The organism is Actinokineospora spheciospongiae (assembly GCF_000564855.1).
GTDB lineage: Bacteria > Actinomycetota > Actinomycetes > Mycobacteriales > Pseudonocardiaceae > Actinokineospora > Actinokineospora spheciospongiae.
Window position 1 is genome coordinate 1 of the sequence record NZ_AYXG01000260.1, and the last position, 11,372, is coordinate 11,372.

An 11,372-nucleotide genomic window follows, 5' to 3' on the forward strand; every position below is an offset into this window, starting at 1 on the left:
CCCCACCCAAGCACATCCACCCACCCGGGCATTCTGGCGCCGGGCTGGCGGTTGGCGGGGTGGTCGGTAGCTGCGCGCGGTGGGGTTGCGGGTGGCTGGCTGCCCGGCTTGCGGTTGGTGGGGTGGGCGGCTGCGCCCGGCGAGGTTCGGCGTGGCCGGCCGCCAGGCCAGCCAGCGGCGGGGCCGATGGGGTTTGGGGTGGTTGGTGGCCGGGCCTGCGGTTGTTGGGGTGGTCGGCAGAGGCGCCGGTGGGGGCGGGGTGGCCGGTGGTCGGGTCCTCCGAGTGGGTGGGATCAGTCCTGCTTGCGCCGTCGGGGCTTGAGGACCGAGCGGGGGAGCAGGCGGGACTTCCAGTCCATCGGGGCGGTGCGGCGCAGGCCGCGGACCACCTCGTCGAACGCGGCGGGCAGTTCCGGGGCGTCGGCCCGGCCGCCGTACCAGGAGCGTTCGACGGAATTCACCACCGTCCGCAGGGCCTCCTGCCCGTCCTTGTCCAGGCCGTGTTCCTTGACCAGCCTGCGGGCGGCTGTGCGGACGGTGTCCGACTCGGCGGTCTCCGCGCCCCGGTCCCAGGACTCGGCCATCAGCTCCGCCCACGCCGCGCCCGCCGCGTCGGTGTCCCGAGCGGCCACCGCCTGCTGGTGCTCGCGGCGGCGCCAAGCCCGGACGGCCGCGGGGACCGCGGCCGCCACGAGGACCACCACCAGCGCGCCGAGCCACCACGACACCGCCGACACCAGGAAGAACACCGCCAGTACCGCGGCTGCCGCGGCCGCCGCCACCGGGCGCCACGCCGTGCGCGAGCGGGCCTTCGCCGCCCGGGCGCCCAGCGCCGCCAGTCCGCCCGCCAACGCGGCCAGGGCCAGCGCCAGCCACACCTGCCAGGGCAGGCTGAACCCGGCGCCGTCCGCGTTCGGGGTGGCGGCCCGCTGGTCGTCGGCGGTGCCGGTTTCCGGGGCCTGCGCGGTGGGGGTGTTCTCGGTGCTGCCGCCGGGGACCTCCTCCTCGGTGACCGTCGTCGACGGGCCGGTGCTCGCGTCGCCCTGGACGTACGGCGGTTGGTAGCCGCGGCCGTCGCTGAGGGGGGTCGGGTCGAACGACACCCAGCCCTGGTCGGGGAAGTAGACCTCCACCCACGCGTGCGCGTCCTGGGTGGTGATCGACCGGTAGTCGCCGGAGACGAAGCCCGCCGTGTAGCCGATGGCGACGCGGGAGGGGATGCCCGCGGCGCGGGCCAGGACGCCCATGGCCGAGGCGTACTGCTCGCAGAAGCCGACCTTCGAGCGGAAGAGGAACTCCTCCAGGGCGTCTTCGTCGCTGGAGGTGCCGGTCTGGGTCTGGTACTTGAAGCCGTTCACCGGGTCGAAGTACTCCTGCAGGGCCAGTGCCTTGTCGAAGGTGGTGGGCTGGTCCGCGGTGAGCTGCCGGGCCAGGTCCACCACCTCCGGGTCGATGCCCTCCGCGCCCAGGTACACCGGGTCCAAGCCCTCGGGGGGTCGGGTGCCCGCCGACCGCAGGTCCTGCGCGGCGGGCTGGCCCAGGTCGGCGTCCTCGACGTAGCGGTCCAGCTTGCGCGGGCTGCGGGAGTAGACCATCCCGCCGTTCTGGTCGTAGTACATGTCCGGGGGCAGGTCGCTGAGCCTGCGCGGGATGCCGTAGACCGGGGCCCACAGGTCCTGGGAGTTGACCGGCTCGATCTCGATCCGGGTGACCGCGCCGCCGCCGTCGTCGCCGAGGCCGTTGGGCAGGTCGCCGTCGGCCGGGACCGCGTCCGACAGGGCGTCCGCCGCGGTCCAGCCGCCGTTGCGGTCGAACCGGGGCAGGGTCATCGCGCGCAGGTAGCGGCTCTCGTTGCCCAGGCCGCGCACCCGGAACAGCTCCACGTTGCTGCCCTGGTCGAGCATCCCGCGCAGGGCGGTGAACGGCTTGAGGGCCAGCCCGCCGCCCCCACCGCCGCCGCCCCCGCCGGGGAAGCCGCCGACGGTGCCGATGCCGGTCGCGGTCAGCCCGGCGACCAGCCCCAGCGCCAGCGCCGAGGCCACCACCGCCACCGGGGCGCCCAGGCCGCGGCCGGTGGCGGGCATGGCCGGGCGGTTGCGCCACAGGTGGTGGCGGTGCGTGCCGTCGACGGCCAGCAGCCCGGCGAACGAGATCGCCCCCAGCACGAACGACCACCACGGCAGCAGCTCGTCGGACAGCGACGCGGGCACCGCGTAGACGCACAGCAGCACCAGCCCGCACGCCGCGGGCGCCCCGGCGGACACCGCCAGGGTGTCCACCAGCACCGCCACCAGCCCGATGGCGATCACCACCAGGCACAGCACCGGCGCCGTCGCGCCCACCGGGGGCACCCCGACCCGCACCGCCTCCACCGACTGCCCGAGCACCTCGCCCAGGGCACCGATGGCGTCCGGCCCCGGCAGGATGCCGACGACCCCCTCGTTGGTGAACAGCGCGATCAGCAGGCACAGCAGCGCGAACAACTGCGCCAGGCCGACGACCGCGGTGGGGGTGCGCATCGCGCGCAGGCCCATGCCCACCGCGGCCACCACGATGATCGCCACGCCCGCGTAGCCCAGCCAGCGCACGCCGTCGATCACCCCGGACAGCGCCGTCGAGGCGCACAGGGTGGTCACCGCGGCCACCGCCGGGGTGACCGTCGTCGTCCACTGCACCGCGTCGGAGTCGTGCTCGGGCGGCGCGGGGGGCCGCGGTGCGTGCTGGGGTGGGTGCTGCGTCGTGGTCATGTGCCCGCTCCGGCGATCATCGTCCCGTCCCGGCGCGAACCGGAACGGCACACGTTGGCCCACACCCGGTTCATCGGGACGTCCGGCCTGGCCAGCGTCACGCCCCAGCCCGCGCCGGTGAGCAGCGCGGCCGCGGCGGTCGGGTCGACGGCCGGTCCCTCGCCCGCGCCCCAGGCCCGGGTGTCCAGCAGCACGGCCAGGCTGCGCGTGCCCCGGGTGCGGTGGCGGATCAGCCTGCCCAGGTCCTCCGGGGTGGCGCTGCCCAGGACGGCGATCAGCTCCTGGCCGCCACCGGGGTCGGCCGGGCAGGCGATCTCGCGCTGGTGGCTCGGTTGCAGCGCGGCCAGCGCGTCGAGGACCGCGGTGTCGCTGTGGCTGCCGTCGCCCGCGTCGGAGACCAGCACCCCGCCGGTCTCGGTCACCAGCCGCACCTGGTGGCCGTAGCGGTGCAGGTGCACGCAGGCGCTGGCGGCGAAGGACACCGCCCACTCCAGGCTGGAGTCCGCGCCGCTGCCGCGGTGCCCGGGCGCCCGGTGGTCGAGCAGGACCGTGGTCCCGCCGCGCCACGGGCTCTCCTCGACCCGCACCATCATCTCGTCGCGCTTGGCCGTGGAGCGCCAGTGCACCTTGCGCAGGTCGTCGCCCTGCCGGTACGGGCGCACCACGGCGTCGTCCTCGCCCTGCCCGGCGGAGAGCCGGTTGGAACCGTCGTCACCGGAGCCCAGGCCGGAGCCGCCGGGCACGCTGGTGAGCGGGAACACCCTGGGCACCACGACCAGCCGCGAGGTGCGGGCCAGTTCGCGCTCGAACTCGGCCAGGCCGAACGGGTCGGTGACGGTGGCCATGAGCGGGCCGAGCTGCTGGATGCCGCGCAGCGCGGGCCGCACCGTGTACCGCAACCGGGTCCCGGAGTGCCGGGGCAGCCGCTCGATGAGGAACCGCGGCTTGCCGCCCAGCGCGTAGGGCACCCCGTCGGAGACCAGCAGGCCCACCGTCGGCAGCCGCCCGGTGCTGCGCACGTCGAGCGCCACCTCCGCCCGACCGCCCACCGGCACCCTGGCCGGGGTGATGTGCCGCTGCGCCCGCAGGCCCACCCTGGTCGCCGCGGTCAACCCGCACACCAGCAGCGGCAGGGCCACCACGAACACCGACACCCGCAGCAGGTCGCGCTCGTTGAGGATCAACGAGCACAGCGCGGCCGCCAGCCCCGCGGCCAGCAGGCACCGGCCCCGGGTGGTCAGACCGGACAGAGCTCCGCGCATCGCGCGACCGCCTTCCTCCCGTGCCGCGACCGGATCGCCTCAGCGCCTGCCGCCCGGACCCGACCACTGCGCACCGCCGTGGTCGGGGGTGGCCTGCGGCACCGGCACCCGCTGCACCAGGCCGCGCACCAGGTCCGCCGGGGGCCGCCGCGACGCCTGCGCCTCCGGGGTGAGCACCAGCCGGTGCGCCAGCACCGGCACCGCCACCGCGTGGATGTCGTCGGGCACCACGAAGTCGCGGCCCGACAGCGCCGCCTGCGCCCGCGCCGCCCGCACCAGGTGCAGCGTCGAGCGGGGGGAGGCGCCGATGCGGATCTCCGGCAGCCGCCGGGTCGCCGAGACGATCTCCACCGCGTACCGGCGGACCTCCTGGGCGATCTGCACCGCCCGGACCGTCTCGATGAGACCGCGCACCTGCTCGGCGTCGGACACCGACTCCAGCGTCTTGAACACGTCGTGCGCGGCGTGCTCGTCCACCATGGCCAGTTCCGCCGCCGGGTCCGGGTAGCCGATCGACACCCGCGCGGTGAACCGGTCGCGCTGGGCCTCGGGGAGGGCGTAGGTGCCCTCCATCTCGATCGGGTTCTGGGTGGCGATCACCATGAACGGCGAGTGCAGCGGGTAGGTGTGCCCGTCCACGGTGACCTGGTGCTCCTCCATGCACTCCAGCAGCGCGGACTGCGTCTTGGGGGAGGCCCGGTTGATCTCGTCGCCGACGACGATGTTGGCGAACACCGGTCCGGGGCGGAACTCGAACCCGTTGGTCTGCCGGTTGAAGATCGACACACCGGTCACGTCGCTGGGCAGCAGGTCCGGGGTGAACTGGATGCGGCTGACCGAGCAGTCGATGGACCGGGCCAGCGCCTTGGCCAGCGAGGTCTTGCCGACCCCCGGCACGTCCTCGACCAGCAGGTGGCCCTCGGCCAGCAGCGTCACCAGCGCGATCCGCACCACCTCGGGCTTGCCGACGAGCACCCGCTCCACGTTGGCCGCGATCCGGCCGACCGCGGTGTGCAGCTCGGCCAGGCCGTTCGACGGCGCCTGCTGGTGCGGTGGCGCCGCCGGGTGGTGCGCCCCGGTGCCCGGACCGCCCGCCGGGGCGCCGGGGGCCGGGTGGGGCGCGGGTGCGCCCGGGTACCTGCCGCTGGGCCCGTTCGCACCGGGGCTGGGGTACTGCTCGCCGCCGCCCGCTCCGTAGGGGGTGCCCGGGGGAGCGGTGGGCGGGGTACTCGACGTCACGCGACCTCCTGCTGGTTCTCCGCGGCCGTCCGGTCCGGCGGCCGGGAGGCGGTGTCGGGCTCACGCCGTCGGGGTCCCGTGCCGGACGTCAGCCTGGCATTCAGTGTGTCAAACCGCGGCGAGGTACCCCACCCTTTCCGGCGAGCCTCCCCGCCGGGGAGGCGGGGCGTTGATCCTGCCGCACGCCGCCGGGACACCTCCGTCCGCCCGGCCCCTGGTCCGTTCGGCGCAGCGGTGCTGCGGCCGGGCGGCGCCGGGGGACCGGCGGACAGGCGTGGGCCGTTCAGGTGACGTTGAGTACGCAACCACCGGGTGGGCTGACTCTCCGTGGGCGCCCGTCCGGGCGGCGCGGGCACCACCCCCCGGCTCCCCACTCCGCTCCACCGGTTCCCCCACCTCGCCCCACGAACCCCCGTGACGTGCGCCTCGGGGCCGCGGGGAGGTGCTCCGGGGGGTCTTGCGGCGTCTCGGGCGGCAACCCGAGTCGGTGACGCCCCCACCACCCCCCACTGCCACCCCCTGCCCTTCTAGCTGCGGAAACGCACAATTTCCCGGCTCCGACACGGCTGGTTTCGCGTTGACTGTGGTGAAAAGTGGGGTACTGTGGCGCCAAGTGGGGCAGCAGGGGGCTCCACGGCCGATCCGATGGGTTCGGTGGGGAGGTGGGTGTCGAGATGTTCCTCGGTACGCACACCCCCAAGCTCGACGACAAGGGGCGGCTGACACTGCCCGCCAAGTTCCGGGACGCACTCGCGGGTGGGCTCATGGTCACGAAGGGTCAGGACCACTGCCTCTACGTGTTTCCACGAGCGGAGTTCGAGGACATGGCGCGGAAGGTGGCGGCGGCTCCCTTGACGAACGAGGCGGTCCGCGCCTACCAGCGGTACCTGTTCGCCGGAACGGACGAGCAGCGTCCCGACGGTCAGGGGCGGATCACGGTCGCACCGGAACTGCGGCGCTACGCGGGCCTGGCCAAGGACTGCGTGGTCATCGGGGCGATCACCAGGCTGGAGATCTGGGACGCGAAGGCGTGGCAGACCTACCTGGACGAGCACGAGGACGACTACTCCCAGGCCCGGGAGGAGGTCCTGCCCGGCGTGTTCTGAGCACGGACAGGAGACGAGGGGGATTCGGGTGCCGCCAGGCCTCGGTCCGCTCGCCTTCGGCCTTGGCGCACCTTCCCCGGTGCCAAGTCCGACGAGCGGGCGGGGACCTGGCGGCATCCGTCGATCCGGCCGGGCAGGTCGTGGCCTGCAGTTCGGGAGTGTGGGAGAAGGTGCGTGCGCGTGACTGAGCGACCCCGCCACGTGCCGGTCCTCCTCGACCGCATCCTGGAGCTGTTCGCCCCCGCCCTCACCGACCGCGACGCCGTCCTGGTCGACGCCACCCTCGGCCTCGGCGGCCACGCCGACGCCCTGCTCTCGGCCCACCCCCGCCTCACCCTCGTCGGCCTCGACCGCGACCCGCACGCCCTGGCGCTGTCCGCCGAGCGGCTGGCCCGCCACGGCGACCGGGTCCACCTCGTGCACACCGTCTACGACGGACTCCCCGAGGCGCTGTCCGGCCTGGGACTGTCGCGTGTGGAGGGCGTGCTGTTCGACCTCGGCGTGTCCTCGATGCAGCTCGACGTCCCCGAGCGCGGCTTCGCCTACGCCCGCGACGCCCCGCTGGACATGCGGATGGACCCCACCACCGGACCCACCGCCGCCGACGTGCTCAACACCTACTCCCACGGCGATCTCGCCAGGGTCCTGCGCGACTACGGCGAGGAGCGGTTCGCGGGCAAGATCGCCAAGGCCGTGCTGGTCGAACGGGACAGGGCGCCGTTCACCACCAGCGCCCGGCTCGTCGAACTGCTGTACTCGGTCCTGCCCGCGCCCAGCTTGCGCACCGGCGGGCACCCGGCCAAGCGCACCTTCCAGGCCCTCCGGATCGAGGTCAACGCCGAACTGGACGTGCTGCGCCGGGCCATCCCCGCCGCCCTCACCGCCCTGGCCGTCGGCGGTCGCATCGTCGTGGAGTCCTACCAGTCGCTGGAGGACCGGATCGTCAAGCGGGCGATCACCGCGCTCGCCCATTCGACCGCCCCGCCGGACCTGCCGGTGGAGCTGCCCGAGCACGCCCCCCAGCTACGCCTGATCACCAGGGGCGCGGAGATGGCGGACGAGCGCGAGACCGAACACAACTCCCGCGCGCAGTCGGTGCGCCTGCGCGCGGCGGAACGCATCCGGGAGGCCCCATGACCGCGCCCGCGAGGAACTCCTCCGACCCGGCGCGGTCCCCCCGGGGCACCACCCCCGCCGAGGAGCCGGAGGCGCCGCGCCGCACGCGCGCGACCCCCGCCCGCCGCGCCGACCCCGCCGACGCGGAGCAGCCCCGCGCGGACCGGGCCGGGGCGTCCCGCCGTCGCGCGGAGGCCGAGGACCCGGAACCGCCGACCCACGAGCGGTCGGGCTCGTCCCGCCGCCAGGCCGACGACGGCGAGACCCCCCGCCGCGGACGCGCGGGCACAGCCCGCCGCCGCACCCGGGCCGACGACGGGGACCCACCCCGGGGCGGGCGCGCGGGCACCGAGGACGAATCGCCGAAGGGTGCGCGCGCGGGTTCTGCGCGCCGCCGCGCGGCCGGGGATGAGGACGTGCCCCAGGGTGGGCGTGCGGGCATCGCGGACGAGTCGTCGCGGGGTGGGCGTGCGGGTTCTGCGCGCCGCCGGGTGGCCGCCGGGGACGAGGACGCGCCCCGGGGTGGGCGTGCGGGCTCGTCCCGCCGCCGTGCGGCGGGCGAGGGGGAGAAGCCGTCCGGTGGGCGCGCGGGTTCCCCCCGCCGCGCCGTCGCCAATGACGCGTCCCGCACCGGGTCGGCACGTCGGCGTGCCGAGGGCCAGCAGCCCGCGCGCCGCAGGCCCCGCCGCGAGGAGGCGGAACCGCGCCGAGGTCGGGGCGAGCCGTCCCGCCGCCAGACCGAGTCGTCGGTGGTGTCCCCGCCCCGCCCGACCGGCAAGCCCACCCGCGCCACCCCCGACCGCGTCGAGCGCACGGCCGGGCGGTCCCGCACGGTCGCCGCCGAACGCGCCTACGCCCGCCGCGCCCTGCGCGAGGGCCACCCGCCCGCGGCGGGCAGGGCGTCCGCGCACAACTCCGGCAGGGCGTCCGCGCACAACTCCGGCAAGGTGCCCGCGCACAACTCCAACCACCGCAGGAACACCACGGTCGCGGCGGAGGAGGAAGCCACCTCCGGCCGCGCGTCGTTCGTGGTGCTGATCATCGCGCTGCTGGTCGTCGGCGTGGCCACCACGCTGTGGCTCACCACCCAAGCCATCGCCGACTCCTACCGGCTGGAAGCCGCCAAGCAGGAGGCCACCGTCCTCGCCGAGCGCGCCGCCGAACTCCAGCGCGAGGTGGTCAGGCAGGAGTCCGCCCCCGCCCTGGCCGAGCGCGCCCGCCAGTTGGGCATGGTCCCCGCGGGCGACCCCGGCCACATCGTGGTCGACGCCAACGGCGGGGTGACCGTGGTCGGCGACCCCGAGGCCGCCACCACCCCGACCCAGGTCCGCTCACCCGAGGAGATCGCCGCCCAGCAGCAGGCGGCCCAGCAGGCCCAGGAGCAACAGGCCCAGCAACAGCAGACCGAGCAGCAGCAGACCCAGCAGGGGCAGCCCGCCCCGGGTGGGACCGGCGAGCAGACCCCGCCTCCGGCGGGCGGCTGACGCGGGTGGTTCCCCCCGCTCGACCTCGCCCCCACGTCCGTGGCGGCAGATTCGACGAGCAGCCGTCGGGCACTCCCGCAGCGCCCCGCGCCCGCGGTGGCCGGGCCGGGCGCCGGGTCCCACCCGGCGGTGGACCGGCGGTCGTGGTCGAGCCGGGCGGGCGACGACGTCCCGGTCGGGTGCGACCGGGGATGAGGACAGCGTGACTGGCGGGAGGGTGTCGGCGGATGGCTGAGCAGTACCGGGGTGGGCCGGGTGGGCGGCGGCCCTCGGCGCGGCGGGCGGTGCCCGTGCGGCGGGGAGAGGCCGTGCGCAGGCCCTCGCCCGCCCCCGGGCGGATGCGGCGGGTCACCAAGCGGGCGGCGGGGACCGACCACCGGGTGCGGGTGGTCGTCGTGCGGTTCCTGCTGATCGCCGCCCTGGTGGCCGCCGGGTTGAAGCTGGTGCAGGTTCAGGGGTTCAAGGCGGAGGCCCTGGCCGAGCGGGCCGAGCGGCAGCGCACCAAGCCCATCCCGATCCCGGCCGCGCGCGGGGCCATCCTGGACCGCAACGGGGCGGAGCTGGCGTTCAGCGTGGAGACCCGGGCCATCGCCTACCGGCCCAACCCCCAGCGCAAGGAGATCGAGAAGGAGGTCGAGAAGGCCAGGGCTGCGGGCAAGACCAGCCCGCTGTCGTTCGACCACGAGACCGCCGACATCGCCCGTCGGATGCGCGAGGTGCTCGGTGACCAGGTCAACGAGGCCGACCTGCTGGCCAAGCTGCGCTCGGACAAGGCGTTCGTCTACCTGGTGGACAACGCCGAACCCGGGCTCACCCGGGTCCTCGCCGAGGAGTTCCCCCAGCTCAACGTCGAGAACCGGGCCATGCGCGAGTACCCGGGCGGTTCGCTGGCGGCCAACGTCGTCGGCTACGCGAATTGGCGGTCGGACGACCCCGACCCGGAGAAGCACAGCGTGCACGGGCTGATCGGGTTGGAGATGCTGCACGACAACGAGCTGTCCGGCCAACCGGGCAGGCAGATCGTGGAGACCGAGGGGGGCGCCGACGTCGTCATCCCCGGCACGGAGCGCGACCGCCAGCCCGCCGTCAACGGCTCCGACCTGGTGCTGACGATCGACTCGGACCTCCAGTTCTTCACCCAGCAGAAGGCGGCCGAGTTCGCCAGGCGCTCCGGGGCGAAGAGCGCCAGCGTCGTGGTGCTGGACGCGAAGACCGGCGAGGTCTACGCGCTGGCCAACGACAAGACCTTCGACGCGTCGCAGCCCGGGGGGGTCGACCCGAAGCTGCTGTCCGACCCGGCGGTGACCACCCCGTACGAGCCGGGATCGGTCAACAAGATCGTCACCGCCATGTCGGCCATCGAGTACGGGGTGACCACCCCGGAGGCGGTGCACCAGGTGCCCGGGTCGATCAAGGTCGCCGACCGCACCGTCGGCGACGCCTGGTCGCACGGGGTGCTGAACCTGACCACCACCGGCATCTTCGCCAAGTCGTCCAACGTGGGCACCCTCATGCTGGCCGACCAGGTCGGCCCCGACCGCTTCTCCGACATGCTGGGGCGCCTCGGCATCGGCAAGCGCACCGGCGTCGGCCTCCCCGGGGAGAGCCCCGGCAACCTGATCCCGCGCAACCAGTGGTCGGGCAGCACCTTCGGCAACCTCCCCATCGGGCAGGGCCTGTCCATGACCGTCCTGCAGATGGCTGGGATGTACCAGGCCATCGCCAACGACGGCGTCCGCGTCCCACCCCGGGTGGTGGCCGCCCGGATCGCCCCCGACGGCACCCGCATCCCGGAGCCCCGCCCGGAGAGCGTCCGCGTGGTCAGCCCCGAGACGGCCACCACCGTCCGCGACATGCTCCGCTCGGTCGTGCAGAAGGCACCGCACCAGAACAGCGGCACCGCCCCGGACGCGGCCCTCACCGGCTACCAGGTCTCCGGCAAGACCGGGACCGCCCAGCAGTACGACAGCGCCATCGGCCGCTACAGCGACTCCAAGTACTGGATCACCTTCGCGGGCATCCTCCCCGCCGACAACCCCCGTTTCGTCGTGGGCATGGTCTACGACACGCCCGTCTACAGCTCCCCCGAGGGCCACTCCGCCGCCCTCTTCTTCCACGACGTCGCCTCCTACATCACCCAGCGGTACAACATCCCGCTGTCGAAGGAGCAGGCGCCGATCGTCCCGCTGGTGATCCCCTGACGCGGTGCCGGTGAGCAGGGTCGCGCGGCGTCCACACAGGACGTCGCCGGCCCTGCTCACCGCTGCCTTCCGACACCGGCCAGCCGCCTGCCCGCACCGGCTGGCGGCTTGCCCGCGTTGGTCAGGCGCCCGCTCTTAGCGCGTGTCCTCCGGCCGCCGAGGGGTTTGGTTGGGGTGCCCGGCTGGGTGGATGTGTTTGGCCGGGGCCCCTATGGCG

7 protein-coding genes are annotated in these 11,372 nt (G+C 74.8%); 4 read left to right on the forward strand and 3 right to left on the reverse strand.

Annotation, left to right across the window (positions count from 1 at the left end; genetic code table 11):
• Positions 1 to 293: 293 nt before the first annotated feature.
• Genes UO65_RS32580 through UO65_RS32590 form a run of 3 tightly spaced genes read right to left on the reverse strand, consistent with a single transcriptional unit; the run spans position 294 to position 5,248 of the window.
• Positions 294 to 2,747 (reverse strand): transglutaminase family protein, encoded by a 2,454-nt coding sequence (locus UO65_RS32580; RefSeq protein ID WP_035290739.1) that lies wholly within the window; start codon positions 2,745 to 2,747, stop codon positions 294 to 296.
• Positions 2,744 to 4,009, reverse strand: a complete 1,266-nt coding sequence (locus UO65_RS32585; protein WP_035290742.1) for a DUF58 domain-containing protein — start codon at positions 4,007 to 4,009, stop codon at positions 2,744 to 2,746. The genes UO65_RS32580 and UO65_RS32585 overlap by 4 nt, the downstream gene beginning before the upstream one ends.
• Before the next feature lie 39 nt (positions 4,010 to 4,048).
• Positions 4,049 to 5,248, reverse strand: coding sequence for an AAA family ATPase (locus tag UO65_RS32590; RefSeq protein ID WP_411431393.1), 1,200 nt, complete (start codon positions 5,246 to 5,248; stop codon positions 4,049 to 4,051).
• A 674-nt stretch (positions 5,249 to 5,922) separates the two neighbouring features.
• Here UO65_RS32590 and mraZ point away from each other — a divergent pair.
• The 4 genes from mraZ to UO65_RS32610 all read left to right on the forward strand — a co-directional run bounded on the left by mraZ (position 5,923) and on the right by UO65_RS32610 (position 11,155).
• The gene (gene mraZ, locus UO65_RS32595; protein ID WP_035290756.1) at positions 5,923 to 6,354 is read left to right on the forward strand and encodes a division/cell wall cluster transcriptional repressor MraZ; all 432 of its coding nucleotides are present in this window, start codon (positions 5,923 to 5,925) and stop codon (positions 6,352 to 6,354) included.
• Positions 6,355 to 6,534: 180 nt separating this feature from the next.
• Complete coding sequence (gene rsmH, locus UO65_RS32600) at positions 6,535 to 7,491, forward strand: 16S rRNA (cytosine(1402)-N(4))-methyltransferase RsmH (protein WP_035290746.1); 957 nt, start codon at positions 6,535 to 6,537, stop codon at positions 7,489 to 7,491.
• Positions 7,488 to 8,954 carry a hypothetical protein gene (locus UO65_RS36450; protein WP_052022113.1) on the forward strand — a complete coding sequence of 489 codons (1,467 nt, stop codon included), beginning with the start codon at positions 7,488 to 7,490 and terminating at the stop codon, positions 8,952 to 8,954. Before rsmH ends, UO65_RS36450 begins: the two co-directional genes overlap by 4 nt.
• A gap of 227 nt (positions 8,955 to 9,181) precedes the next feature.
• Positions 9,182 to 11,155 (forward strand): peptidoglycan D,D-transpeptidase FtsI family protein, encoded by a 1,974-nt coding sequence (locus UO65_RS32610; protein WP_084176456.1) that lies wholly within the window; start codon positions 9,182 to 9,184, stop codon positions 11,153 to 11,155.
• Positions 11,156 to 11,372: the final 217 nt, after the last annotated feature.